Origin of the sequence: Tenacibaculum piscium, assembly GCF_021390715.1 — a bacterium.
GTDB classification, from domain to species: Bacteria; Bacteroidota; Bacteroidia; order Flavobacteriales; family Flavobacteriaceae; genus Polaribacter; species Polaribacter piscius.
In genome coordinates this window covers 207918-233963 of the sequence record NZ_JAJGWT010000002.1, presented here as the reverse complement: position 1 = coordinate 233963, position 26046 = coordinate 207918, and the positions used below count along the sequence as shown (strand labels likewise).

General features: G+C 31.3%; 24 protein-coding genes. 13 read left to right on the top strand and 11 right to left on the bottom strand.

Annotated elements, in window-relative coordinates; genetic code table 11:
* Positions 1–2: 2 nt before the first annotated feature.
* Positions 3–785 carry an enoyl-CoA hydratase/isomerase family protein gene (locus tag L0U77_RS03220; protein WP_233897571.1) on the top strand — a complete coding sequence of 261 codons (783 nt, stop codon included), beginning with the start codon at positions 3–5 and terminating at the stop codon, positions 783–785.
* A gap of 74 nt (positions 786–859) precedes the next feature.
* Here the strand turns inward: L0U77_RS03220 and L0U77_RS03215 are convergent, their stop codons facing one another.
* The gene (locus tag L0U77_RS03215; RefSeq protein WP_101918476.1) at positions 860–1525 is read right to left on the bottom strand and encodes an HD domain-containing protein; all 666 of its coding nucleotides are present in this window, start codon (positions 1523–1525) and stop codon (positions 860–862) included.
* Between the two features lie 105 nt (positions 1526–1630).
* Positions 1631–2620 carry an aspartate-semialdehyde dehydrogenase gene (locus tag L0U77_RS03210; protein WP_233897572.1) on the bottom strand — a complete coding sequence of 330 codons (990 nt, stop codon included), beginning with the start codon at positions 2618–2620 and terminating at the stop codon, positions 1631–1633.
* Positions 2621–2871: 251 nt separating this feature from the next.
* Between L0U77_RS03210 and trhO the strand changes: the two genes are divergently transcribed.
* Genes trhO through L0U77_RS03195 form a run of 3 tightly spaced genes read left to right on the top strand, consistent with a single transcriptional unit; the run spans position 2872 to position 5413 of the window.
* The gene (gene trhO, locus L0U77_RS03205) at positions 2872–3903 is read left to right on the top strand and encodes an oxygen-dependent tRNA uridine(34) hydroxylase TrhO (RefSeq protein WP_233861670.1); all 1032 of its coding nucleotides are present in this window, start codon (positions 2872–2874) and stop codon (positions 3901–3903) included.
* On the top strand, positions 3903–5150 hold the full coding sequence (locus L0U77_RS03200) for a peptidase U32 family protein (protein ID WP_101918479.1): 1248 nt from the start codon (positions 3903–3905) through the stop codon (positions 5148–5150). The genes trhO and L0U77_RS03200 overlap by 1 nt, the downstream gene beginning before the upstream one ends.
* 32 nt (positions 5151–5182) lie before the next feature.
* On the top strand, positions 5183–5413 hold the full coding sequence (locus tag L0U77_RS03195) for a ferredoxin (protein WP_101918480.1): 231 nt from the start codon (positions 5183–5185) through the stop codon (positions 5411–5413).
* 84 nt (positions 5414–5497) lie between these two features.
* On the opposite strand, the gene rpmA is transcribed toward L0U77_RS03195, so the two are convergent.
* Positions 5498–5758, bottom strand: a complete 261-nt coding sequence (gene rpmA, locus L0U77_RS03190; RefSeq protein WP_101918481.1) for a 50S ribosomal protein L27 — start codon at positions 5756–5758, stop codon at positions 5498–5500.
* A 36-nt stretch (positions 5759–5794) separates the two neighbouring features.
* Positions 5795–6421: a 50S ribosomal protein L21 gene (rplU, locus tag L0U77_RS03185; RefSeq protein WP_101918482.1), complete on the bottom strand. Its 627-nt coding sequence runs from the start codon at positions 6419–6421 to the stop codon at positions 5795–5797.
* Positions 6422–6660: 239 nt separating this feature from the next.
* On the opposite strand from rplU, the gene L0U77_RS03180 reads away from it, so the two are divergent.
* From L0U77_RS03180 to L0U77_RS03165, 4 genes are all read left to right on the top strand, one after another.
* Positions 6661–7974: a M16 family metallopeptidase gene (locus L0U77_RS03180; protein WP_233861668.1), complete on the top strand. Its 1314-nt coding sequence runs from the start codon at positions 6661–6663 to the stop codon at positions 7972–7974.
* A gap of 24 nt (positions 7975–7998) precedes the next feature.
* The gene (locus L0U77_RS03175; protein ID WP_233861666.1) at positions 7999–9462 is read left to right on the top strand and encodes a M16 family metallopeptidase; all 1464 of its coding nucleotides are present in this window, start codon (positions 7999–8001) and stop codon (positions 9460–9462) included.
* A gap of 69 nt (positions 9463–9531) precedes the next feature.
* Positions 9532–10113 carry a cation transporter gene (locus L0U77_RS03170; RefSeq protein ID WP_101918485.1) on the top strand — a complete coding sequence of 194 codons (582 nt, stop codon included), beginning with the start codon at positions 9532–9534 and terminating at the stop codon, positions 10111–10113.
* A gap of 87 nt (positions 10114–10200) precedes the next feature.
* On the top strand, positions 10201–11226 hold the full coding sequence (locus L0U77_RS03165) for a COX15/CtaA family protein (protein ID WP_233897578.1): 1026 nt from the start codon (positions 10201–10203) through the stop codon (positions 11224–11226).
* Between the two features lie 6 nt (positions 11227–11232).
* Here L0U77_RS03165 and gldD read toward each other — a convergent pair whose 3' ends face one another.
* From gldD to mutY, 4 genes are read right to left on the bottom strand one after another with little or no spacing between them, the layout of a single operon-like run.
* Entirely contained in the window at positions 11233–11811 is a 579-nt protein-coding gene (gene gldD, locus L0U77_RS03160) for a gliding motility lipoprotein GldD (RefSeq protein WP_233897579.1), read from the bottom strand.
* The gene (gene gldE / locus L0U77_RS03155) at positions 11804–13105 is read right to left on the bottom strand and encodes a gliding motility-associated protein GldE (protein ID WP_193699921.1); all 1302 of its coding nucleotides are present in this window, start codon (positions 13103–13105) and stop codon (positions 11804–11806) included. Before gldE ends, gldD begins: the two co-directional genes overlap by 8 nt.
* 19 nt (positions 13106–13124) lie before the next feature.
* On the bottom strand, positions 13125–13514 hold the full coding sequence (locus L0U77_RS03150) for a single-stranded DNA-binding protein (protein WP_193699922.1): 390 nt from the start codon (positions 13512–13514) through the stop codon (positions 13125–13127).
* A gap of 43 nt (positions 13515–13557) precedes the next feature.
* Positions 13558–14628 (bottom strand): A/G-specific adenine glycosylase, encoded by a 1071-nt coding sequence (gene mutY / locus L0U77_RS03145; RefSeq protein WP_233900728.1) that lies wholly within the window; start codon positions 14626–14628, stop codon positions 13558–13560.
* A 133-nt stretch (positions 14629–14761) separates the two neighbouring features.
* Here mutY and L0U77_RS03140 point away from each other — a divergent pair, with 133 nt between their 5' ends.
* Both L0U77_RS03140 and L0U77_RS03135 read left to right on the top strand, forming a co-directional pair.
* Positions 14762–15052, top strand: a complete 291-nt coding sequence (locus L0U77_RS03140) for an HU family DNA-binding protein (RefSeq protein WP_233883169.1) — start codon at positions 14762–14764, stop codon at positions 15050–15052.
* A gap of 325 nt (positions 15053–15377) precedes the next feature.
* A complete protein-coding gene (locus tag L0U77_RS03135) occupies positions 15378–16913 on the top strand; it encodes an Rne/Rng family ribonuclease (protein ID WP_233897581.1) in 1536 nt (511 codons plus the stop codon).
* A 61-nt stretch (positions 16914–16974) separates the two neighbouring features.
* Here the strand turns inward: L0U77_RS03135 and L0U77_RS03130 are convergent, their stop codons facing one another.
* Positions 16975–19161: a patatin-like phospholipase family protein gene (locus L0U77_RS03130; RefSeq protein WP_233897582.1), complete on the bottom strand. Its 2187-nt coding sequence runs from the start codon at positions 19159–19161 to the stop codon at positions 16975–16977.
* A gap of 54 nt (positions 19162–19215) precedes the next feature.
* On the bottom strand, positions 19216–21021 hold the full coding sequence (uvrC, locus tag L0U77_RS03125) for an excinuclease ABC subunit UvrC (protein WP_233900727.1): 1806 nt from the start codon (positions 21019–21021) through the stop codon (positions 19216–19218).
* 151 nt (positions 21022–21172) lie between these two features.
* Between uvrC and L0U77_RS03120 the strand changes: the two genes are divergently transcribed.
* From L0U77_RS03120 to moaA, 3 genes are all read left to right on the top strand, one after another.
* Positions 21173–22951 carry a MutS-related protein gene (locus L0U77_RS03120; RefSeq protein WP_233897584.1) on the top strand — a complete coding sequence of 593 codons (1779 nt, stop codon included), beginning with the start codon at positions 21173–21175 and terminating at the stop codon, positions 22949–22951.
* 142 nt (positions 22952–23093) lie between these two features.
* Entirely contained in the window at positions 23094–24119 is a 1026-nt protein-coding gene (locus tag L0U77_RS03115) for a virulence RhuM family protein (RefSeq protein WP_233897585.1), read from the top strand.
* Positions 24120–24294: 175 nt separating this feature from the next.
* Positions 24295–25302, top strand: a complete 1008-nt coding sequence (gene moaA, locus L0U77_RS03110) for a GTP 3',8-cyclase MoaA (RefSeq protein ID WP_193699924.1) — start codon at positions 24295–24297, stop codon at positions 25300–25302.
* Between the two features lie 114 nt (positions 25303–25416).
* On the opposite strand, the gene L0U77_RS03105 is transcribed toward moaA, so the two are convergent.
* Positions 25417–26034, bottom strand: a complete 618-nt coding sequence (locus L0U77_RS03105; RefSeq protein ID WP_233900726.1) for an NAD(P)/FAD-dependent oxidoreductase — start codon at positions 26032–26034, stop codon at positions 25417–25419.
* Positions 26035–26046: the final 12 nt, after the last annotated feature.

Below are 26046 nucleotides of genomic sequence, written 5' to 3'. Positions count from 1 at the left end.
TCATGAATTTCGAAAACATTTTAGTAGCAAGCACCAACGGATTAGCAACAATTATTATTAATCGTCCTCAAAAATTAAATGCCTTAAATAGGCATACTATTCATGAATTAAGTACCGCTTTTGAAAGTTTAGAAGATGATACGACTATCAACGTAATTTTAATTACAGGAAGTGGTGAAAAAGCCTTTGTCGCTGGTGCAGATATTTCAGAATTTGCCAATTTTAATGGTCAAGAAGCAGAAGAACTGGCAAGACTAGGACAAGAATCATTATTTAATCGTATTGAAAATTTAAGCACACCTGTAATTGCTTTAATAAACGGTTTTGCCTTAGGTGGCGGATTAGAATTGGCAATGGCGTGTCATTTTAGAATTGCTTCGGATACCGCAAAAATGGGCTTACCAGAAGTTTCTTTAGGCGTAATTCCTGGTTATGGCGGTACACAACGTTTACCACAATTAGTCGGAAAGGGCAAAGCTATGGAATTAATTATGACTGCAAATATGATTTCTGCCGAAGAAGCAAAACAATGGGGCTTGGTAAATTATGTAGTTTCTTCGGATGAATTAATGCCTTTAGCAGAGAAATTAGCAAGTAAAATAATGCGTAATTCATCGGTAGCAATTAGTGCTGCAATTAGAGCTGTTAACGATAATTTTAAAGATGGAGTTGATGGATTTAAAACCGAAATTCATGAATTTGGAAACTGTTTTGAATCTGATGATTTTAAAGAAGGAACAACGGCTTTTTTAGAGAAAAGAAAACCTAATTTCCCTGGAAAATAGTACCTATTTATTTTTTAAGAAGTAGCTAGTTTTCTAGCTGCTTCTTTACATTTTTATAATTTGAAAAAATTAAATTATAACACACCTTTAATTTCAGCATCAAACTGAGTTAAAAAACCAAGCATATATTCATGCCGAGCAAGGGCAATTTTCGTACCTGTTTTAGTATTCATGCTATCTTTTAAAAGCAATAATTTTTCATAAAAATGATTAATTGTTGGGGCGGTTGAATTTTTATATTCAGCTTTTGTCATCTTTAAATTTGGTGGTATTTCAGGATCATATAAACCTCTATTTTTAAAACCTCCGTAATTAAAAGAACGCGCAATTCCAATAGCGCCAATAGCGTCTAATCTATCAGCATCTTGAATTACCGCCAATTCTGGAGAGCTAAATTGTTCACCTACCGATAACTTATCTAAACCACTTTTAAAAGAAATATGTTTAATAATATTTTCTATATGAAGAATTATCGAATCATTTACCTGCTGATTTTCTAAAAATTTTCGTGCCATTTTAGGAGCAATTGTTTCATCGCCATTATAAAATTTAGCATCGGCAATATCGTGTAATAAAGCACCTAACGATACTATAAAAATATCCACCTTTTCATCCTTAGCAATTAACAACGCATTTTTATAAACACGTTCTATATGAAACCAATCATGCCCAGCTTCTGCTCCTTGTAAAGTTTTTTTTACAAAGACAATCGTATTTTCTATTATCTGATTTTCATTCATTTTTCAAAAATAAAAAAATCCTGTGCTATAAACACAGGATTTTAGCTCTATATAAAACAGGCTATAAAATTAAGCAACCTATTAAATTATCTCTTAAAGTTAAAACTAAAGTAAGTTATTCGCCACTAAATATTCGGCAATTTGAATAGTATTTGTTGCGGCTCCTTTTCGTAAATTATCAGCAACTATCCACATATTTAAGGTGTTTGGTTGCGATTCATCTCTTCGGATTCGTCCCACAAAAACCTCATCTTTATTATGTGCCAAAATTGGCATCGGATATACATTATTTTGTACATCATCTTGTACAATTATACCATCGGTTTTACTTAGAATTTCACGTACGGTTGCTAAGTCAAAATCATTTTCAAACTGCACATTTACAGCTTCTGAATGTCCGCCTGCCGTAGGAATTCGAACTGCGGTTGCTGTTACTGAAAAAGAATCATCACCTAAAATTTTCTTAGGTTCTTTTACCAATTTCATTTCTTCTTTGGTGTATCCGTTTTCTAAAAATATATCACAATGTGGTAAAGCATTTCTTCCTATTGGATGCGGATACACCATTTCGCCTTCAATTCCTGCCTCTTCATTATCTAATTGCTGAACCGCTTTTACACCCGTTCCTGAAACAGATTGATAGGTAGAAATGACCACACGTTTCATCTTATATTTTTTATGCAAAGGACCTAACGCCATCACTAATTGAATGGTTGAACAGTTTGGATTTGCAATAATTTTATCCTCAGCTGTTAAAACATCTCCGTTAATTTCAGGAACGACTAATTTCTTAGTGTCATCCATTCTCCATGCCGATGAATTGTCAATAACGGTCGTTCCTGCTTCGGCAAATTTAGGCGCCCAAATTAAAGAGGTTTCTCCTCCTGCTGAAAATAAAGCAACATCAGGTTTCATATCCACGGCGGTTTGCAAACCAACAATCGCATATTTTTTTCCTTTAAATTCAATTTGATTTCCTACAGAACGCTCCGATGCAACAGGAATTAATTCTGTTACAGGAAAATTACGTTCCGCTAATATTTGTAACATAACATTACCTACCATTCCTGTGGCTCCTACAACTGCTACTTTCATTTTTTTATATTATAATAAGTTACTATTTCTATACAAAGATTTAAAAAAAATAAATCACTTTTGATGCTTTACTGTGATATTTTCAAAAAAATCTTAAAAAATATCAAATTACTTCAAAAAGTGTATTTTCAAACAGTAAAGTACAAAAAAACAGTACATTTGTATTGATTTTTTAAACAAATCATCACTTTTATTAAAAGTGAATAGCATCATAAATAGAAAAATAAATCAACCTTAAAAACAAGTATAGCATGCAACTGTACAATAAATTAAGCGCAAATGAGCGTGCCGCTTTAATAGACGAAGCAGGAAAAGACCGTATTACTATTTCATTCTATCAATATTATAAGATAGAAAACCCTCAACTTTTTAGAGATAAATTATTCTTAGAATGGAACGAATTAGACGTTCTAGGAAGAACCTACGTTTCTTACGAAGGTATTAACGCTCAAATGTCTGTTTCTTCAGAAAATTTTTTAGCCTTAAAAGAGCAACTAGATTCCATTTCATTTTTAAAAGATATTCGATTAAACGTAGCTGTTGAACACGATAATAAATCATTTTTAAAATTAAAAGTAAAGGTTCGTAACAAAATTGTTGCCGATGGTTTAAATGATGAAACTTTTGATGTAACCAATAAAGGTGTCCATTTAAATGCCAAAGAATTTAATGAAATGCTAGCAAATCCAAACACCGTTTGTGTTGATATGCGAAATCATTACGAAAGTGAAATTGGTCACTTTGATGGTGCAATTACACCCGATGTTGATACTTTTAGAGATTCTTTAGACATTATTGAACAAGATTTAAAAGACAATAAAGACGATAAAAATTTGTTGATGTATTGTACTGGTGGAATCCGTTGTGAAAAAGCATCGGCATATTACAAACACAAAGGTTTTAAAAATGTTTTTCAACTTGAAGGCGGAATTATTGAATATACCCGTCAGGTAAAATCAGAAAATATTGAAAATAAATTTATCGGTAAAAATTTCGTTTTTGACCACAGAAGAGCCGAACGAATTACTGATGATGTGATATCTAACTGTCATCAATGTGGAAAAGCTTGTGATGAACACACAAACTGCGCCAATGAAGGCTGTCATTTATTGTTTATTCAATGTGATGAATGTTCAGAAAAAATGGAAAACACTTGTTCTACGGATTGTCAAGAAGTTATTCAATTATCTTGGGAAGAACAAAAAGCATTGCGAAAAGGTACACATGCTAGTAATAAAATCTTCAAAAAAGGACGCTCTGAAGTTCTAAAATTTAAGAAATAATGCAAAAAATAGAATTAATGGCACCCGCTGGTAACTTTGAATCGTTACAAGCCGCCTTAGACAATGGTTGTGATTCTATCTATTTTGGGGTAGAACAATTGAATATGCGCGCTAGAGCCACCGTGAATTTTACACTGGATGATTTAGACGAAATTTCAAAACGTTGTTCAGAAAAAGGAGTTAGAACTTACTTAACCTTAAATACCATTGTGTACGATCATGATTTATCCGTGGTTAAAAATTTAATAAAAAAAGCGAAACAAGCAAATATTACAGCCGTAATTGCCATGGATCAAGCCGTTATTTCAATGGCGAGAGCACAAGAAATGGAAGTTCATATTTCTACTCAAATCAATATCACCAACATTGAAACAGTGAAGTTTTATGCAATGTTTGCTGATACCGTCGTATTGAGTAGAGAATTAAGCTTACGTCAGGTAAAAAAAATTACCGAAGAAATTAAAAATGAAGGTATTAAAGGACCTGCAGGACGTTTACTCGAAGTTGAAATATTCGGACACGGTGCTTTATGTATGGCGGTTTCTGGTAAATGCTACATGAGTTTACATTCGCATAATTCATCAGCAAATAGAGGCGCCTGCAAACAAAATTGTCGTAAAAAATATACCGTAATTGACCAAGAATCTGGTTTTGAAATGGAATTAGACAATGAGTACATTATGTCGCCTAAAGATTTATGTACCATTGATTTTCTTGACCAAATTGCCGATGCAGGAATTAAAGTCCTGAAAATTGAAGGAAGAGGAAGAGCACCTGAATATGTAGCCAAAGTAATTAAGTGTTATCGTGATGCAATTGATAGCTTAAACAACAATACCTACGATAAAGAAAAAGTTATTTCATGGATGCAAGAACTCGAAAAAGTATACAATCGTGGGTTTTGGAATGGCTATTATTTAGGGCAAAAATTAGGAGAATGGAGTAAAGAACCTGGTTCACATGCTACTCAGAAAAAAGTATATCTTGGTAAAGGAATGCACTATTTCTCTAAAGCTGAAATTGGACAATTTAAAATTGAAGCCTACGACCTAACAATTGGCGATACCATTTTAATTACAGGACCAACAACAGGCGCTCAAGAAATGGAATTAAAAAGTATGTTTGTAAACGATAAAGAAGCGCAAACAGCCACTAAAGGAAGCGAAGTTACCATGAAATTAGATTTTAAAATTCGTCCTTCGGATAAATTATATAAAGTTGTAAAAACTGAATTTTCTAAAAATTAAAATTATTTTTAGAATTAAAAAAATAACAATAAATGGTTATAATTACATTGCAAAGAAATAAGTGTATTGGTTGTAACTATTGTGTAGAAGTTGCACCTGCACAATTTCAGATGTCTAAAAAAGATGGAAAATCAGTATTGTTATATGCTACCGAAAAAAAAGGTTTTTTCACCCTAAAGACACCCGATGATACTATTTTTGAAGCATCACTAGAAGCTAAAAAAGCCTGTCCTGTTAAAATTATCGAAGTAAAACAACGTTAATTAATTATAAATCAGAATTTAAAACATAAAAAAGCTCAAACAATATCTTGTTTGAGCTTTTTTTTTTGAATAGTCAAAAATTTCTTACGCCTCGAAAGGAACTATAGAAACATATGATCTATCATTTCTTTTCTTTCTGAAAGTAACAACACCATCAACTTTAGCATGTAAAGTATGATCTTTCCCCATGTAAACATTATTACCTGGATTGTGAGTTGTACCTCTTTGACGAACAATAATATTACCTGCAATTGCAGCTTGTCCTCCAAAAATCTTTACTCCTAATCGTTTCGATTCTGATTCTCTACCATTCTTCGAACTACCGACACCTTTTTTATGAGCCATCTTATTTTGATTTTTTTAGATTAAACTTGTACGGGATTATTTTTCAATTCCTCCGTCTAACTTGTCTTGTAACACTTTTAATACGTCCCATTCACCATCAGCAGCTAATTGTGCTTGCTTTGGCCAAGTAGTAGTAACTAAGTGTGATAAACGAGAACTAGCTTCTACTAAAATTTTACTTAATGTAGCTGGGTCTTGTTTTGCAACTTTCGCAAAAGTATCGATTCCTGCATTTACTAAAGCTTCAGCAGCTTTAGGTCCAGCACCTTCAATCTTTGTTAAGTCATCAGCTTTAGTACTTTTCTTCGCAGCTTTCTTTGGTGCAGCTTTCGCAGCAGCCTTAGAAGTACCCGAAGCAACGATAGATTCAATTTGAATCTCCGTTAAATACTGTCTGTGTCCGTTTTTCTTTTTGTAACCTTTTCTTCTTTTCTTCTTGAAAACGATTACTTTATCACCTTTTAAGTGACGTAATACCTTTGCAGTTACTCCTGCACCTGTTATAGCTGGGGCGCCAATAGTTACGTTCCCTTTGTCTGCAATTAGCATAACGTTCTCAAATGTTACATTTGATCCCTCTGCGTCTTGTAAACGGTGTACGAATACTTTTTGGTCTTGTGCTACTTTAAATTGCTGCCCTGCTATCTCTACGATTGCGTACATACTTTTTGTTTTGCGTTATACTTAAATTTTACATTTTCTTAGTGAAAATGAGGATGCAAATATACACCCTTTAAAAATAAGAAACAATCTATCAATCAGAAAATTACTACTTTTTTATCTCCCTAAAAAAACACCCTATTTTTTAGTAACAAATAGCGTAACTTCACGTCAAATATCTTTAAATCAATTAAAAAAACGTTTAAATAGTTTCAATATAACCCAAAAAAATATCAAAATAAATGAAAAAAATACGAATAACTCTTGCTTTAACATTCTTAATTACAACCTACGCAAAGGCACAAAAAGTAAGCTTTGAAGAGTATGATTTAAACAACGGAATGCACGTAATTTTACATCAAGATACCTCAGCTCCCGTAGTAACTACTGCTGTAATGTATCATGTTGGCGCAAAAGATGAACAACCGAACAGAACAGGAATGGCACATTTTTTTGAACACTTATTGTTCGAAGGAACTAAAAACATCAAAAAAGGAGATTGGTTTAAAATAGTAGCCGCTAACGGTGGAAAAAATAACGCAAATACCACCGATGACAGAACCTATTATTATGAAATATTTCCATCAAATAATCTAGCCTTAGGTTTATGGATGGAATCAGAAAGATTACTGCATCCTGTAATTAATCAAAGTGGTGTAGATACTCAAAATGAAGTCGTTAAAGAAGAAAAAAGATTGCGTGTCGATAATCAACCCTATGGAAAATTTTTGGAAAATGTAAAAAAACATATCTTCAAAAAACATCCCTACAAAGGAACAACTATCGGAAAAATGGAACACTTAGACAACGCAACTTTAGAAGAATTTTTAGCATTCAATAAAAAATTCTATGTTCCAAATAATGCCACTTTAGTAGTTGCTGGTGATATTGATATCAAAAATACCAAAAAATTAATCCAAGATTATTTTGCAACAATTCCTAGAGGTGCCGAAATAACAAGAAATTTTAGCAAAGAAACGCCTATCACACAGCAAATAAACGCCAAAGCGTATGATGCCAATATTCAAATTCCTGCCATTGTAAACGCTTACAGAACTCCCGCTATGAAAACCAGAGATGCCCGAGTTTTAGACATGATTTCAACCTATCTAAGCGACGGAAAAAGCTCCGTTTTATATAAAAAATTAGTCGACACCAAAAAAATGGCACTTCAAGTTGGCGCTTTTAGCTTTAGTCAAGAAGATTACGGAACTTATATCGTGTATGGTCTTCCTTTAGGAAAAACCTCCCTGACTGATATAACCAAAGAAATTGATGAAGAAATTGTGAAAATTCAAACCAATTTAATATCCGTAAAAGCCTACCAGAAATTACAAAACAAATTCGAAAATAACTTCGTAAATGCCAATGCAAGCGTCGAAGGAATCGCTAATTCTTTAGCAAGATACCACGTTTTATATGGCGATACCAATTTAATTAATACCGAAATCGATATTTATAGAAGTATCACTCGTAAAGAAATTAAAGAAGTAGCAAAGAAATATTTAAACCCAAATCAACGATTGGTTTTAGAATATTTACCAACAAAAAAATAAATCAAAAGACATTAATATTTTATTATGAAAACAAAAATAATAACACTTATCACAATTTTAGCAATGTCTTTTGTTAGTACTGCACAAATTGATAGAAGCATACAACCAACGCCAACATCAGCACCAAAAGTCAAATTAGGAAAGGTTGAAAAATTTACCCTACCCAACGGATTACAAGTAATTATGGTCGAAAATCATAAATTACCAAGAGCATCCGCTAGTTTAACCATTGATAACAAACCCGTTTTTGAAGCCAACAAAGCAGGCGTTGCGAGTATGATGGGAAGCCTATTAGGACGTGGAACACCAAGTATTTCTAAAGACGATTTTAACGAAAAAGTAGATTACTTAGGAGCGTATGTTAATTTTTATAGTTCGGGCGCATCAGCAAGTTCTTTAAAAAAATACTTTCCTGAAATAATAGCTTTAATGGCGGACGGAATTAAAAATTCAACATTCACACAAGAAGAATTTAACAAAGAAGTAAAAGTAACTTTAGATGGTTTAAAATCCGAAGAAAAAAGTGTAACCGCCATCGCTAGAAGAGTCGAAAATGCGTTGATATACGGAAAAAAGCATCCTTATGGAGAATTTATCAGCAAAGAAACTATTGAAAATATTTCACTTGCCGATGTACAAAAAAATTTCAATACGTATTACAAACCAAACAACGCATATCTAGTGATTGTTGGTGATATTAATCCATCAAAAACAAAGAAAATGGTTACCAAATTATTTGGCGACTGGAAAAAAGGAACTATTCCTGCTAATTCTTTTGAGAAACCAAAAAATGTAAAAAATACCCAAATCAATTTTATTGATATGCCAAACGCTGTACAATCTGAAATTGTGGTGGCAAATAATATCAATTTAAAATTAGGCGATAAAGATTATTACGCAGCAATAGTAGCAAACACCATTCTTGGTGGTGGCGGAACAGCTCGTTTATTCTTGAATCTACGAGAAGATAAAGGCTATACTTATGGTTCATATTCGAGCGTTAGACAAAGTCGTATTGCCGCCACATTTAGAGCAACCGCAAGTGTTCGAAATATAGTTACCGATAGTTCTGTGGTAGAAATCATGAAAGAAATTCATGAAATTCGAACTCAAAAAGTAAGCCCAGAAGAACTCAAAAATGCCAAAGCAAAATATGTTGGAGATTTTGTGATGGAAGTTCAAAAACCAGTAACAGCAGCAAGGTATGCCCTGAATATCGCCTTATATAATTTGCCAGAAAATTTTTACGAAAACTATTTGAAAAATATCAATGCCGTAACTTTAGAAGATGTTCAAAATGCCGCTATCAACTATTTTAAAGCCGATAAAGCTAGAGTTATTATCACAGGAAAAGCAACCGATGTCCTGGAAAATTTAACGAAAAATAACACCTATCCTATTCAATATTTCGATACTCAAGCGAATAAAACCTCTAAACCAACAATGAAATCAGTAGAGAAATCAGCAGTGAAATCAAGAATAAAATAAAACCAAGAATAAATAATATTTAATACTCAAAGAATAATAACTTTGCAAATAATCCATAAAATTAATATGATGAAAATAATCAAAATAGTATTCGTACTTGCCTTTGTTAGTTTTTTAACAATCAGCTGTAAAAATGACACCAAAAAAACTGAAACAACTCAAGAACAAAGTATTAAAACAGCTCCTAGCGATGTAAAAGAACTTTCTTTAAACATCTCTGGAATGACCTGCGAAATAGGTTGTGCTAAAAAAATAGCCTCAGATTTATCTAAAAAAGAAGGCGTTTTAGAAGCAAATGTTGTTTTTAAAGATAGCGTTGCCAACATCAAATACAATGAAAAAACGACTAATAAAGCCGATTTAATTGCGTTTGTAGAAGCTATTGGAAACGGAAAATTATACAAAGCATCAGAAACAAGTAAAAAAACGTGCAAAACTGGCGATAAAAAAGCATGTGCATCAAAATGTAAAAAAGAATGCGAAATGGCTTGTTGTGACAAAAATGGCACAGCTAAAAAAGAATGTACATCAAAATGTAAAGAAGAGTGCAAAAAAGAATGCAGTGCTAAAACAGGTGAAGCCAAAAAAGAATGTGCTGCTGCTTGTGAAAAAAAATGTTGTACCAAAACAACAAATGAAATAAAAGCATAATTTTTATTAAAAATTAGATCGTAAGCTCCTCAAATGAGGAGCTTTTTTTGTGCGTTTGTAGTATCTTTGTAAAAAAAATTTCTTCTGATGAAAAAACATTTTCCTCTCATCGTAAAAATAGCATTAGTATCAGTATATATTATCTTTTTAGCAGGTTCAATAGTCCGCATGACAGGCGCAGGAATGGGATGTCCCGATTGGCCTAAATGTTTTGGATATTATATCCCGCCAACATCCGAAGCACAAATTACTTGGCAACCCAATACCGAATATCAAAAAGGAATGATTATCATCAAAAATGAAACCCTTTTTGTTGCCGAAAATCATTTAAAAACAAGCACTGATTTTAATCTTGATAATTGGGAAAAATATACCAAACACGAATACGCAAAATTTAATAAATTACACACCTGGACAGAATATATCAATCGCTTATCTTCTGCCCTAGCGGGAATTCCATTCTTATTTCTAATTGTAATTTCGCTTTCTTTTTGGAAAGAAAATAAAAAAATCACGCTCTTATCTTTCGGAGCTTTCTTTTTGATGCTCTTTGAAGCTTGGCTTGGTAAAACAGTTGTAGATACCAATTTAAAACCAGCCATTATTACCATTCACATGATTGGAGGATTGGTTATTATCGGCTTGTTATTATGGTTATTATTCATCGTTTCTACGCATAAAAAAACAACGTATAAATACAATTCATTATTTAATAAATTGCTGATTTTTTCAGTAATATTTTCTTTAATTCAAATTGCCTTAGGAACGCAAGTTCGTCAGTTTATTGATGAACAAGTAAAACTATTTGGTTTTGAAAACAAACAGTATAGTTTATTAAATCCGAATCTTAAATTTTACATACATCGCTCCTTTACTATCGCCATTGTGTTGGTAAATTTAGGATTGTTTTATTTAAATCAACTTAAAAATTTAGGCTATAAACTCATCAATTGGATTGTTTTTTTACTATTTCTAGAAACAATTACAGGAATTTTAATGTACTATGCCGAATTTCCATTAGGAACACAAGCGATACATTTGCTTTCTGGAGCGGTTTTATTTGGGTTGCAATTCTATTTATTATTACAGAGTAGAAAAAATACACATCTATAAAGCGTATTATTTTTCCCATTTTAACGTTTCTAACAGATGAATCATATCTTTTTTGATGTATGCAACGGCTGGTAAAATAGAATCGTAATTGGGTTTGGTATAGAAAAATAACGACCCTTTTAAAAAATGATGCGTACTATCGGTTACATGAAATTGAATTTGAGAAGCGGCATTTCCTGAAATTTCGCACATTTTACCATATACTTTTTTATCGGTATGTGCATAATCTCTCCATGAAATATGATCGGCTTTTACAGTGTGTTCTAATACCAATTTTTCGGCTTCCATTAATAATTCTCGTAAATTATTCGTTATAGGACGATACGTAATATCAATGGAAGCCTTTAATGTTGGATACTCAATTTTCAACCAATTTTTGGGCATTTTTTTGATGCGTGCATTCTTTGATACCTCAAAATTATAGGGCATATTTTTATTTAATTCATTCGATTCATTCGATTGATTTAATGCACGATACCCTAATTCGGGATATTCTAAACGCAAATACGCCTTGGGTTTAGGCAACGATTCTTCGCCACAACTGCTACATATCAATAAAAATAAGAATCCTAAAAATTTAAACATTTCGAGTTGTTTTTATTTGTTTAATACGTTTTTGATCTGATGACTCAATCGTAAAAGTATACGTACTAAAATTTATTTTTTCATCTTTTTTAGGAACACGCCCAAAAACTTCTAATAGAAATCCTGCTAAGGTTTCACTTTCTCCTTTTAAGACTTCAAATTTTTCTTGGTCATCATCCTCTAAAACACGACAAAAATCTTTAATGGTTATTTTGCCTTCAAAAATATAATTATTTTCATCAAGTTTTGAATATCTTAAATCATCATCATCAAATTCATCATTAATATCGCCTACAATTTCCTCGATAACATCTTCTAAAGTAACAATTCCACTAGTACCTCCGTACTCATCAACCACAATTGCTAAGTGCATTTTTAAGGCTTTAAACTCATTTAATAAGTCATCTAGTTTTTTATTTTCAGGAACGAAAAATGGTGCTCTAATTAATTTTTGCCAATTCAGTGTTTTTTTATTCAGATGTGCCAATAAATCTTTGGCATATAAAACACCGATAATCGTATCTATATTTTCATGATACACAGGATTTCGTGAATATCCATGCTTTAAAATCATCTTTAAAACCTCTTCATAAGAAGTATCATCAGCAATCGCACAGACATCGGTTCTTGGCTTCATTATTTGCACGGTTTCGGTATTTCCAAAATTTACGATGCCTTCTAAAATTTTCTGTTCTTCTTTGGTCGTTGCTCCACTTGAGGTCAATTCTAAGGCTTCCGATAAGCGTTCTACCGAAAAATTACTGTTTTTATTTCCTAATTTGTTTTCGACAATGCTCGTTAATTTGATTAGCGGAGTGCTAAAAGGCGTTAAAAGGACATTTAAAAACTGAATTGGTTTTGCCATAAAATTGGCAAATTGTAATGATTTTCTGGTTGCGTATACTTTTGGTAATACTTCGCCAAATAGCAAAATTAAGAAGGTTACAAAAACGACTTCTAGTAAAAATTTTACGCCCTCTGAGAGTCCGCTAAAAAATACTTCACCAAGAGTTGCGAATAATAATACGATAAGAATATTGATAAAATTATTAGTTATTAAAATGGTTCCTAATAATTTCTTCGGATTATCTAGCAGTTTTACAACGGTATTTTTCTCTTTTGATGCGGTTCTTAATTCGTCTATTTCTGTTGGTGAAATAGAGAAAAAAGCAACTTCAGTTCCTGAAACTAATGCGGAACCTATCAATAATAAAAGTAATAATAAACAGTGTAGCGTCGTTAATACATCGGTATTTAATAACACTAAAAACAAGGAGCTGGGTTCTGTATCCAATTTTTAAGATTTAAGTAAACTAGAAGGGTCGATTATCATCTTTTTGCGTTGTAATTGCTGGTTTTGCAAGGTCTTTTTGGGTTGATAAAAAGGTCATTTCTTGTACCTGAATTTCGGTAACGTATCGTTTTTGTCCATCGGCTTCATATTGACGTGTTTTAATACGTCCTTCACAGTATATTTTATCGCCTTTGGTTAAATATTTTTCACAGATTTCCGCCAATTTATTACGCACCACAAGATTGTGCCACTCAACATTGGTTATTTTTTCACCTGTTTGACGATTTGTATATCGGTCACTGGTCGCCAATGAAAAACGCCCTACGGCTTTTCCTGCTTCAAAATAATGCATTTTTACTTCCGTTCCTAAGCGTCCTACTAAAATAACTTTATTTACTGTTCCTGACATAAATTATGAAATATGAATCGGTATAAAATCAAATATACAAAATTTACAGAGCCTTATTAAAAAAATCATTTAAAAAGTTGGCTATCAAAACAGGTACGGCAAACTCATTTATCGCCTTCCATGAAGTTATTTCGAAATCGTTTTTATTGATTTGATTGATTTCATTGATTTGGTTCATTTTTACAATCCAAAATTTTGTGTATAAATGCTGATGCGATAATTTATGTACAATATCCTTTTGATTATATAATGATACAGAGGTTTGCTTTGTAAAAAGTGTTTCAACTATTTGATGCTCGATCAATGGAACTTCAGTAATAGGTTCGGAAGTTTCAATAAGCGGAAATTGATATAATCCTTGCCAAATTCCTTTATCGACTCTTTGTTGAATAAGTGTTTTATTAGCATCAGTAACGACTACCAGATAATTAAAATAGCGTTTTTTTACTTTAATTTTCTTCTCTTTTACAGGAAGTTCTTTTATAAGTTTTTTTTCTAAAGCGATACAACTTGCTGATAAAGGACAAGAATCGCACAACGGATTTTGTGGTTTACATTGTATCGCTCCGAAATCCATAATTGCCTGATTATAGGTTCCAGGTTGTGAGGTATCCAATAATGTTTGTGCCAATTCTTTAAATTCCTTTATTCCTTTGGAGGAATTAATCGGCGTTTTGATGCCAAAATAACGTGCTAATACTCGATATACATTTCCATCAACAACCGCCACAGGTTCCTCAAAACAAATCGAAGCAATCGCCGATGCCGTATAATCACCAACGCCTTTTAAGGTTAATAACTCTTTATAGGTCGTTGGAAAAACTCCCTGAAGTTCATCAGCAATATATTTTGCCGTAAAATGTAAATTCCTCGCACGAGAATAATATCCTAAACCTTGCCATAATTTAAGCACCAGATCTTGCTCGGCTTTTGCCAAATCAAACACGGTTTCAAAGTTGGTTGTAAAACGTAGAAAATAAGGCAAACCTTGAGCAACACGCGTTTGTTGTAACATAATTTCACTCAGCCAAACCAAGTATGGATCTTTGGTTTTTCGCCAAGGTAAATCTCTTTTATTTTTTAAATACCAATAAATAAGTTGGTTAGCAAACATTGTTTATGTAAATTGAGCCCGTAAAATTACTGTTTTTTATTTAGATATTTTTATTCTTATTATTTTCCGAATAGATTAATTATCATATATTTGCACCCTCTATTTCAAAAAATAAATTCAAAATATATATAGAATGACAAAAGCAGATATCGTATCTAAAATTTCAGACAAGAGTGGAATTGAAAAAGCGGATGTATTAGCAACTGTGGAAGCGTTTATGAACGAGGTAAAGGATGCATTAGAGAGCGGAGATAATGTATATTTAAGAGGTTTTGGAAGTTTCATTATCAAAACTAGAGCAGAAAAAACAGGTAGAAATATTTCTAAAAATACGACCATCAAAATTCCTGCACACAACATACCTGCTTTTAAACCATCAAAAGTGTTTACAGAAGGGGTAAAAACAAAAGTATCTGTAAAGTAATAATATTATTAACCAAAAATCTTTATTTTAATAAGGTTTTATAACACATTTTAATTATGCCAAGCGGTAAGAAAAGAAAGAGAGCAAAGATCTCGACACACAAAAGAAAGAAAAGAGCAAGAGCAAATCGCCATAAGAAAAAGTAAGCTAACGCTTACTTTTTCATTGCTTTTAAAAGTAATTGAAAAAAAAATCAGTTCATTGACATTAAGGTTTAAACACCTTAAAACGGTATAAAAATTATACCTGTTTACAAATTTTAATCCGTCTTCGTAAATTTATGTGATTTTTTACATAATTGCGTTGGCACAAAACTATATTCAGAATGAAAACAGAATTAATAATTCGCTCAAATTCTTCTGATATTGATTTCGCCTTACTAAGAGATGGTAGATTAATTGAACTAAACAAAGAAACAAGCGATAATAAATTTGCTGTTGGTGACATTTTCCTTGCTAAAATAGGAAAAGTTTTAACAGGATTAAACGCCGCTTTTGTAAATGTTGGATATCCTAAAGATGGTTTTTTACACTATCATGACCTAGGACCTCAAGTACAATCTTTAAATAGTTTTATTAAAAAGGTAAGCATCGGTAATTATAAAGATTTCACTTTAAAAAACTTTCGCGCTGAAAAAGATATCAATAAAGACGGAAGTATTCATGATGTACTAAAATCAGGTCAAAATTTATTAGTACAAATTGTAAAAGAACCAATTTCTACCAAAGGACCGCGCATTAGCTCGGAACTATCAATAGCTGGTAGGTATTTAGTTTTAGTTCCTTTTTCTAACAGAGTATCTGTATCGCAAAAAATAGCAGACCCAAAAGAAAAAGAACGTTTAAAAAAATTAGCAAAAAGTATCAAACCCAAAGGATTTGGACTTATTTTACGTACTGTTGCCCAACATAAAAAGGTAGCAGAACTAGATAAAGATTTACAAAATTCACTTGAACGTTGGGAAAAAATGTGTAACAGCATTGCCAATCAAAATACCCCAACAAAAATTTTAAGTGAGTTAAACAGAGCATCCTCTATCTTAAGAGATGTAATGAACGATTCTTTTACAAGTATTGTAACAAATGATGAAACACTAATGGTGGAAATTAAAGAATATTTACAAGAAATTTATCCTGAAAAGGAAAATATTGTAAAACTTCACCAAAATGACACGCCCATTTTTGAAAAATATGGTATCGAACGTCAAATAAAAACATCATTTGGAAAAACAGTTTCTATGAGCAAAGGTGCGTATTTAGTTATTGAACACACCGAAGCATTACATGTTATTGATGTAAATAGTGGTAACCGCTCCAATAAAGCATTAAACCAAGAAGAAACTGCCTTAGAAGTTAACTTAATTTCTGCCACCGAAGTTGCACGTCAGTTGCAATTACGCGATATGGGAGGAATTATTGTCGTTGACTTTATTGATATGAAAAGCACTGAAAATAGGCAAAAATTATATCAACACTTAAAAGATGCGATGTCTTTAGACCGTACGAAACATAAAATTTTACCTCCGAGTAAATTTGGTTTAATACAAATTACAAGACAACGTGTACGACCTGAATTAGCAATAAAAACACGTGAACCAAATCCTAATAAAAACGCAGAAGTTGAGGCTCCTATTGTTTTAATAGATAAAATAGCCGTTGAATTAGAACGTTTGATTAATAGCGATAAAAATTATAAAAATATTACATTAAATGTACATCCTTTTATAGCCGCTTATTTAACAAAAGGTCCTGTTTCTATTCGTTTAAAATGGTTTTTAGAACACAAAAAGTGGATTAAAATATTACCAAGAGATGCATACCAATACTTACAATATAAATTCTTTTTAAAAAAGAATACGTAAGTAAGGCAATCTTATTATGAAATTAAAAACCCGTTTCTAAAGAAACGGGTTTTTTTATGGCTTAAAACCAAAATCCTAAATTGAATAACCAATGTCTTTCTTTATGGTCTGGAGACCAAGTGTACTTTAATTCAATAGGTCCTAAGAACGTTTCGACACTATATCCCAAAGCATAGCCTGATTTAGTATTGTCAAAAAAATAGCCTCCCGAAAGAATATCTTCTTCTACCCGCGCATAATTAGCGATAAAACTTACATAATGCTTGTTTAAAATTTCATATCGAATATTAAATTCCGACTTTAAAAAAGATTGATTACTTAAAGCTCCCGAAGCATATCCGTATAAAGGCGTAAAATTATTAATGAAATTCTGATTATATCCTCCCAAACGGTAATCAAACATTTCTGAGTTTTTTTTACCCAAAGTATAGCCTATATCAGAAGTATATTGAACAGTCATTTTATCTAAAAAAGTAGTCGCAAAACCGATAGTCGCATTTGCTTGTGAAAATTGATGAAATGGATTACTATTCGCCTCCAACCTATTTAACCTATTATTTCTATCAGACCAAGTGAACCATTTAAAGCCAAAATCAGCATAAAAACCTTCGGTGGGAAACATCACTTTATTGTAGGTATCTAATTTTAAAAAAGCATATAAATTTACATAGTTACTTTTATCAAAAAAAGATTGCTTTCCATTGGTTAAAATATTTTCTGAGGATGCTTGTAACCATTTATGTTCAATTCCTGTTCCGAACGCGAACTTTTTATCAATTGTTGTTTTTAAATACAAGGCATTTGTAAAATCATTATATTTTATATTGATTAAACTATTATCAAATAAAAATTCACTTTTAAAAGAATTATGACTCGATGAAAAACCATAACTTGGTGTTATTCCGTTATCAATAAAATATTCAAAATTATAACGAACTCGATCACCAATAGCGATATCTAGTGATAATTCATCATTTTGTTTTAGAAATTTTTTATGATTATAATTTAACAATACTGCTGATTTATATAAAACATCATAATGTAATCCAAATCGTAAATACGACTGAATAGGTTCTTCTTTAACGGTTATCATCAATTTTTTACCTGAAAATGATTTTGTTAAATGATAATCTATTCTTCTAAAATTATTCGTTGCTGTTAGGGTGTTTATTTTTCTAGAAATTCCTTGATACGAAACACTATCGCCTTTTTCTAGCTGAAGTTTTCCTAGAATATAATCATTGGTATAGTTTTTATTTCCTTTGATAATAATTCTATCGACTAAAAACTTTCTTTTTTTTAAGTTTCTGACAGGTGCTTTTCTTTTAATAACTTGAAACTTTGCAATGCTATCAAAAACAGCTTTAAAAGGTTTAACAGTTTTAGTTCCTTCTTTTAAGATTTCAGCTGTTTTATCAAAAGAAATGACATTATATTCAAGTAAACTAGGTTGTAAATAGACGTCTAATAAAGCTACTTGTTCATCTGATTTTTTATACATCTGAAAGTTAATAATTTGCATTAATAGCGAGGCTGCGGATGCTAATTCTTGTTTTTCCAATAATTTACCTTGCACGCTAACACCAATAACGAAATCAACTTTTTCTTTCATAATATCGACAGGAAAATTATTGACCACGCCTCCATCAATGAGTAGTTTTCCATCAATTTCCACAGGATTTAACAAAGAAGGAAACGCACCACTCGCTCTTAACGCTAAGGGTAACGAACCACTTTCGAGCACTTCTTGCGCGCCTGTTTCAATATTTGTGGCGATACAAAAAAAAGGAATTGGCAGGTTTGAAAAGCTTTTAATATCATCGACAGGCGCTAATAATTCTGTTAAAAAGTTTAAAACATTTTGTCCTTTTGACACGCCTAAAGGAAGTCCTATTTTTTTATTTTTGATCGGTAAACTAATGGCATATTTTTCATCATGTTCTTTATTAAAAAAGGGCATTTCTCGTCTAGGGATTTTATCTACGACCATTTGCATAAAATCAGTAGTTAGCACAATTTCTTTGATTTGGTCAGCAGTATATCCTGAGGCATATAAGCCACCAACAATAGCGCCCATGCTGGTTCCTCCGATATAATCTAATTGAACACCTGATTTTTCTAATTCTTTTAAAACGGCAATATGAGCAAGTCCTTTAGCGCCTCCACCACTTAAAACAAGTCCAACTTTAGGTTGTTTTTGTGCAAAAATTACTACTGGAATCAACAAGAATAGTAACAGCTTTTTCATTTTTATTGTGTTATTTTAAATATTATTTTAGATGTTTTTTGTTTATTTTTTTGTTTATTTTTTCTGATAGAACTCTTGTATCTTAAGTGCTTTTGCCTTTCCAATAGCATTTTTTAAAGCTTCAAAAGATGCTTCTTTGATTCTTTTTGTCGATTTAAATGTACGTAATAAGGTGGCAATTGTTTGCTCTCCAATCGTCGGAATTTGTTCTAATTCTGATTTTATAGCCGTTTTACTTCTTTTATTTCGATGAAGCGTAATTCCAAAGCGATGGGCTTCGTTTCGTAAAAATTGAATTATTTTTAAGCTTTCTGATTTTTTATCTAAATATAACGGCACAGAATCTCCAGGATAATAAATTTCTTCCAATCGTTTTGCAATCCCGATAATGGCTATTTTTCCTCGTAAATTTAAAGCGTCTAAACTTTTTAAGGCAGATGATAATTGTCCTTTTCCACCATCAACAATAATAAGCTGTGGCAATGGCTCATTTTCAGCTAACAAACGTTTGTATCTACGAAAAACAACTTCTTCCATCGATGCAAAATCATCAGGACCTTCCACGGTTTTTATATTATAATGACGATAGTCTTTTTTACTTGGTTTCCCATCTTTAAAAACCACACAAGCAGCAACAGGATGCGTTCCTTGAATATTTGAATTATCGAAACATTCAATATGACGAGGTTCATCTTGCAAACGTAAATCTCGTTGCATTTGCCTCATTATTCGATTTATATGACGCTCAGGATTGACCATTTTTAATTGCTTAAATTGCTCCATTCGATAATATTTCGCATTGCGTTGCGACAAATCAACCAATCGTTTTTTATCGCCTACTTTAGGAACAAATACATTTATTTTTTCGCCTAAATCAATATCAAAAGGCAGATAAATTTGGCTAGATATCGAATTAAATCGACGGCGTGTTTCAATAATAAATAATGTTAATAATTGTGTATCTGTTTCGGCTAATTTCTTTTTTATTTCCGTGGTGTACGATTGCACAATAGCTCCATTCATCACTTTAAAGAAATTGACATAGCCATGAGTTTCATCAGAAATAATAGAAAATACATCGACATTATTAATAGACGGATTTACAATAGTCGATTTTGATTGATAGTTTTGTAAAGAAGCTAATTTATCTTTGATTTTCTGAGCTTCTTCAAATTTCATTTCCGAAGCAAAATCGAGCATTTTTTGTTCAAATTTAGCCAGAATTTCTTTAAAATTTCCTTTTAAAATACTGCGTATCGCTTTAATTTCTTCTAAATAATTTTCTTCATCCTGATAACCTTCGCAAGCACCTTTACAATTTCCTAAATGATATTCTAAACAGACTTTATATTTATGAGTTGCTATTTTTTGTTCGCTCAAATCGTAAGAGCAAGTTCGCAACGGATAGAGTTCTTTTATCAAACTTAACAGCGACTGCACCATTTTCATATTGGTATATGGACCAAAATATTCCGAGCCATCTTTGTTGTAATTTCGGGTAGAAAATACTCTAGGAAAACGCTCTTTTTTAATACAAAGCCACGGATACGATTTATCATCTTTCAATAAAACATTGTAGCGAGGTTGGTATTTTTTTATCAGATTATTTTCTAATAATAACGCATCTGTTTCCGTATCGACCACAATATGTTCGATACGCACAATTTTTTTTACTAAAATACGCGTTTTGCCATTTTCATGCGTTTTTGTAAAATAAGAAGCAACTCGCTTCTTTAAATTTTTTGCTTTTCCGACATAAATAATCACTTCCTCTTTATCAAAATATTGATAAACTCCTGGCGAAGTAGGCAGTGTTTTTAGTTGAAGTGCTAATGAAGTTGATATTGGTAAAATCGACATACAACAAATGTATAATTTTATAAAGATACTCAAACTATATTCAAAGATATATAAGATATCTAAATTGCTATATGTACATTTACCTCCATATTTATTTACACAATTATTTATACAGTTATTTTTAGATTATTTTTAAATTATTTTCAACAAAATGTCAACACCAATCCAATTTTATAAAAAAACAATAAACTCTCTAACAAACGAATTACAACAGCTAAAAAAACAATTACGAATCACGAATATTTTACGACTTTTAGCCTTTTTACTGATTTGTTTTTCAAGTTATACGGGCTTTACCAAAAATAATTTATTTTTTATCGGTAGTTTTTTGGGTATTGTTATTTTTATATCTTTAGTCTCTAAAAATCAACGATTAAGAACACAAAAAAATCTTATTGATGCTAAATTAAAAATCAATAAAATAGAAATTGACGTTTTAAATGATGAGTTTTCCAACTTAGAAAATGGCGAAGAATTTATAAATCCAGCACATCATTTTAGCCATGATATTGACTTATTTGGTAAGGGTTCTTTTTTTCAATATATCAACAGAACAAGCACCGATGCAGGAAAAAAACGACTCGCCAACAGTTTAAGTAGTAACGATATTAATACCATTCAAGAAAAACAAAAAATAGTACAAGAACTCGCTTTAAAAATAACTTGGCGACAACATTTCAACGCCCTAGCAAGTTTAATAACAATCAAAACTCCGATACCGAAAATTGTAAATTGGTTGGATTTATATCAACAAAAATTACCGTCATTTTTACGCTTATTTTCATATATATTTTCAGGGATTTCACTTGTTTTAATAGGCTTGTTATATTTTGAAATTATCCCGTTTTCAATCCTGTTGATTTGGTTTTTAATTGGTATATCCATCACTGCTTTTTACATTAAAAATATTCAAGAACTTGCTGGTCAAACAAGCAATGCTAAAGAAACATTTAATCAATATTATCAGTTATTAGCACACATCGAAAATGAAGATTTCAGCAATGAAACCCTACAAAAAAAACAACAACAAATTCAGCAAGAAAACCAAAAAGCTTCCAAAATATTTAAAGATTTTTCCAAAATATTAGACGCTTTCGACCAACGTAATAATGTTATTATCGGCATTCTTGGAAACGGACTTTTTCTGATGGATATTCGCAATACCATCAAAATAGAACAATGGATTATCCGCTACAAAAATACAGTGGAACAATGGTTTAACACCGTTTCTTTTTTTGATGCACAAAACTCTTTAGCCAATCTTGTTTTTAACAAACCTGCATATATTTTTCCAAATATTATGTCAGAAAATACCGAAAAACAAGTTTTAAACGCCGTGAATTTAGGGCATCCTTTATTAGATCCAACCAAAAGAATTGACAATGATTTTGTAATCGATACTCAAGATTTTTTTATTGTTACAGGAGCCAATATGGCAGGAAAAAGTACCTTTTTAAGAAGTATTTCTTTGGCGATTGTAATGTCGAACGTTGGTTTGCCGATTTGTGCCGAAAAAGCAAGATATACTCCGATAAAATTAATTACCAGCATGCGAACTTCCGATTCGTTAAATGATGATGAATCGTATTTTTATGCGGAATTAAAACGATTGAAATTTATCGTAAATGAAATTAAAACCGAAAAATATTTTATCATTTTAGATGAAATTTTAAAAGGAACCAATAGCCAAGATAAAGCCAGCGGTTCTAAAAAATTCGTTGAAAAATTAAACAATTCAACAGCTACTGGAATTATCGCCACACACGATGTGAGTTTGTGTGATTTATCAGAACAATACAACAGTATTCACAACTATTATTTTGATGCCGAAATTATTAATAATGAATTAGATTTCGACTATAAAATAAAAAATGGTATCTGTAAAAATATGAACGCTTCATTCTTATTGAAGAAAATGGAAATTATTTAAAATTGAATGATAAACATCAGTAATGTATAAGCCTCTTTTTACCTAAAAATACACTGTACTGATTCTATGAACTAGATATTCTTACACATAAAGTTATAATATAAATTGATTATTTTATTTACATTTGAGTAAAATTAAAACAATGAGTAATTTAGATGAACAAAAAAACTTTATATTTTACACTTCTGAAAGTGGAGCAACAAGTATTCAAGTTAGTATTGATGAAGATACAGTTTGGATGAATGAAAAAGCAATTGCAGAAGTTTTTGGTACATCTAGACAGAACATAAATTACCATATTAATAATATATTTTTAGAAGGAGAATTATCTAAAAGTTCCGTGTGCAAAGAAGTTTTGCACACGAGAAAATTAGGAAATAATACTTTTCAACAAAGTACCGCTTATTTCAATCTAGATGCAATTATATCAATTGGTTATAGAGTAAATTCTGTTGAAGCTACACGATTTAGAGTTTGGGCAACAAAAGCATTAAAAGAATATCTCATAAAAGGATTTGTATTAGACGATGACAGATTAAAACAAGGAAAAAACTTATTTGATAAAGATTATTTTGATGAATTAATTGAACGTATAAGAGAGATACGAGCTTCTGAAAGACGTTTTTACCAAAAAATAACAGATATATATGCTACTGCAATTGATTACGATACAGCATCACCTATAACAAAAACATTTTTTGCTACAGTTCAAAATAAATTAGAATTTGCTATAACAAAACATACAGCTCCTGAATTAATTAAATTACGAGCAAGTTCTGAAAAACCCAATATGGGATTAACAAGTTGGAAAAATGAAAAAAAGGGAGGTAAAATCTTAAAAACAGATGTTAGAGTTGCTAAAAATTATTTAGAAAAAGAAGAGATAACGGAACTAAATAGAATTGTAACAATGTATCTTGATTATGCTGAAAATCAAGCAGAAAAAGGCAGAAAAATGTCTATGAAAGATTGGGTTGATAAATTAGATGCTTTTTTAGTATTTAATGAGTATAATATTCTGAAAGATGCAGGAAAAGTTAAAACAATAGTAGCTAAAAAATTTGCAGAAGAAGAATATAAAAAATTTAGAATACTACAAGATAATGAATATGAATCAGATTTTGATAAATTAGTATCAAAAACGAAAAAAGGAAAAATATCAGAATAATATTTTATTTAAGTTAAACTGTTTACAACAATCGTAACCGTTACTCAACTCATTAAAAACACTTTTGTTAATTTTTAAACAGGCTCTAAAACCTTTCTTTCAATAAAAAAACATCAATATAAAACTATCATAAATAGCATAAAACAATTGAATCCGTAAAGCGTATCTTTGTACTATGGATACACTTATCGATACTTTTGGCAGACAAATTAACTATCTTCGATTGGCAGTTACCGATCGCTGTAACCTTCGCTGTCAGTACTGTATGCCCGCACACGGAATTGATATTGTTGCTCGAAAAGAGCTTTTAAGCTACAAAGAAATGTACCGAATTATTCGAGTACTTACCGAACTTGGCGTTCGTAAAGTTCGATTAACAGGAGGCGAACCTTTTGCACGTAAAGACTTTATGTCTTTTTTAGAAATGCTGTCTTATAATGATTTATTGGACGAAATAAACATTACTACAAACGGTGTATTGATTGGTAAACATATCGAAACCTTAGAAAAATTAGATAAAGTAAAAACCATTAATTTAAGTATTGATAGTTTAGATACCGATAAATTTGCCAAAATTACACGTCGTGATGTGTTTACAGAAGTGTATAAAACTTTTGAAGTATTAGCAAAAAGTAGTCTTCATTTAAAATTAAATGTGGTGATACAATCGGGGGTTAACACCAATGAAATTAACGATTTTGTAGGATTAACAAAAGATAAAAATATCGCAGTTCGGTTTATTGAAGAAATGCCTTTTAACGGAAAAGGACAACGAAATATTCAAGAAAACTGGAATTATAACAAAATTTTAGCAGAAATAAAATCAGGGTACAGGCTTGAGAATATGATTTCAGAAAAATCATCGACTTCCCGTAATTTTACCATTGAAAATCATCAAGGAAAAAAACATGTAGGAACAGTTGGTATTATTCCTGCTTTTACACGCACTATTTGCAACGATTGTAATCGCATCAGAATTACCTCAACAGGAACTTTTAAAAATTGTTTATTTGATGATGGTGTTTTTAACTTACGTGATTTTATCAGAAATGGTGCTTCTAATAACGATTTAAAAGAACTTTTTTTATCATTAATAAAAGAAAAACCTGAAAATGGTTTTATCGCAGAGGCAAACAGAAAAAAAGGTGCTGTTTCCGAAAGTATGAGTACTATTGGTGGATAAACTTTAGAAGAATTAAAAGCAAGAAGTTTTAACTCCTTGCTTTTTTGCTATTTTACTATTTTACTATTTTGATGTTAGCATATAAATTTCATGATGTATTCTTATCATGTATTTTTATTTATTTTTGTCATGTATTTTTGTCGGAATATTATCATTCCAAACAGTTAGAATATCGGTAGCGACACTTGCTCCACTACCAGCTGCAATAGCAAACTGACTTCGCCAACCCGCTAGGGTTCCGCAAACATATAATCCTTTTTTTATCAAATGATTAAAATTACGCAATTGGATTCTATGTTTCATAACATTGGCTCGGCTGTGAGGCTCTATATATTGTGCTAAACCAGCTATTTCAAAAGGTTTTGAATAATTTAAAGCGATAACCACTTTTTCACTATAATAATCGCCTTTATTGGTGCTAATCTTATAAATATTCTCTTGATTATCAGCATCTAAAACTGCCAATACTTTTTCATTTTCAATTTGAAACACCTCAGGATATTGACTTTTTAACTTTGCTTTTCCTTGAATTAAAATATCACTTCCTAAAGTTTCAGCAGGCAATCCTAAGACATTGTTAAACAATGCATCTTGTAAATGAGATGTTTTTTGATGCATGATTATTCCTATTTTTTTATCTATTGCATAGGATTTTTTATGCGCTGAACCCAATACCAACGCACATTGCATACCCGAAACGCCTCCTCCGATTATTAATACATCAAAAATCATATTAAAAATTAT

Coding starts and splice junctions, on each gene's coding strand:
- L0U77_RS03220 (WP_233897571.1), top strand. CDS start 3: ATGAATTTCGAAAACATTTTAGTAGCAAGCACCAACGGATTAGCAACA.
- L0U77_RS03215 (WP_101918476.1), bottom strand. CDS start 1,525: ATGAATGAAAATCAGATAATAGAAAATACGATTGTCTTTGTAAAAAAA.
- L0U77_RS03210 (WP_233897572.1), bottom strand. CDS start 2,620: ATGAAAGTAGCAGTTGTAGGAGCCACAGGAATGGTAGGTAATGTTATG.
- trhO (WP_233861670.1), top strand. CDS start 2,872: ATGCAACTGTACAATAAATTAAGCGCAAATGAGCGTGCCGCTTTAATA.
- L0U77_RS03200 (WP_101918479.1), top strand. CDS start 3,903: ATGCAAAAAATAGAATTAATGGCACCCGCTGGTAACTTTGAATCGTTA.
- L0U77_RS03195 (WP_101918480.1), top strand. CDS start 5,183: ATGGTTATAATTACATTGCAAAGAAATAAGTGTATTGGTTGTAACTAT.
- rpmA (WP_101918481.1), bottom strand. CDS start 5,758: ATGGCTCATAAAAAAGGTGTCGGTAGTTCGAAGAATGGTAGAGAATCA.
- rplU (WP_101918482.1), bottom strand. CDS start 6,421: ATGTACGCAATCGTAGAGATAGCAGGGCAGCAATTTAAAGTAGCACAA.
- L0U77_RS03180 (WP_233861668.1), top strand. CDS start 6,661: ATGAAAAAAATACGAATAACTCTTGCTTTAACATTCTTAATTACAACC.
- L0U77_RS03175 (WP_233861666.1), top strand. CDS start 7,999: ATGAAAACAAAAATAATAACACTTATCACAATTTTAGCAATGTCTTTT.
- L0U77_RS03170 (WP_101918485.1), top strand. CDS start 9,532: ATGAAAATAATCAAAATAGTATTCGTACTTGCCTTTGTTAGTTTTTTA.
- L0U77_RS03165 (WP_233897578.1), top strand. CDS start 10,201: ATGAAAAAACATTTTCCTCTCATCGTAAAAATAGCATTAGTATCAGTA.
- gldD (WP_233897579.1), bottom strand. CDS start 11,811: ATGTTTAAATTTTTAGGATTCTTATTTTTATTGATATGTAGCAGTTGT.
- L0U77_RS03150 (WP_193699922.1), bottom strand. CDS start 13,514: ATGTCAGGAACAGTAAATAAAGTTATTTTAGTAGGACGCTTAGGAACG.
- mutY (WP_233900728.1), bottom strand. CDS start 14,628: ATGTTTGCTAACCAACTTATTTATTGGTATTTAAAAAATAAAAGAGAT.
- L0U77_RS03140 (WP_233883169.1), top strand. CDS start 14,762: ATGACAAAAGCAGATATCGTATCTAAAATTTCAGACAAGAGTGGAATT.
- L0U77_RS03135 (WP_233897581.1), top strand. CDS start 15,378: ATGAAAACAGAATTAATAATTCGCTCAAATTCTTCTGATATTGATTTC.
- L0U77_RS03130 (WP_233897582.1), bottom strand. CDS start 19,161: ATGAAAAAGCTGTTACTATTCTTGTTGATTCCAGTAGTAATTTTTGCA.
- uvrC (WP_233900727.1), bottom strand. CDS start 21,021: ATGTCGATTTTACCAATATCAACTTCATTAGCACTTCAACTAAAAACA.
- L0U77_RS03120 (WP_233897584.1), top strand. CDS start 21,173: ATGTCAACACCAATCCAATTTTATAAAAAAACAATAAACTCTCTAACA.
- L0U77_RS03115 (WP_233897585.1), top strand. CDS start 23,094: ATGAGTAATTTAGATGAACAAAAAAACTTTATATTTTACACTTCTGAA.
- moaA (WP_193699924.1), top strand. CDS start 24,295: ATGGATACACTTATCGATACTTTTGGCAGACAAATTAACTATCTTCGA.
- L0U77_RS03105 (WP_233900726.1), bottom strand. CDS start 26,034: ATGATTTTTGATGTATTAATAATCGGAGGAGGCGTTTCGGGTATGCAA.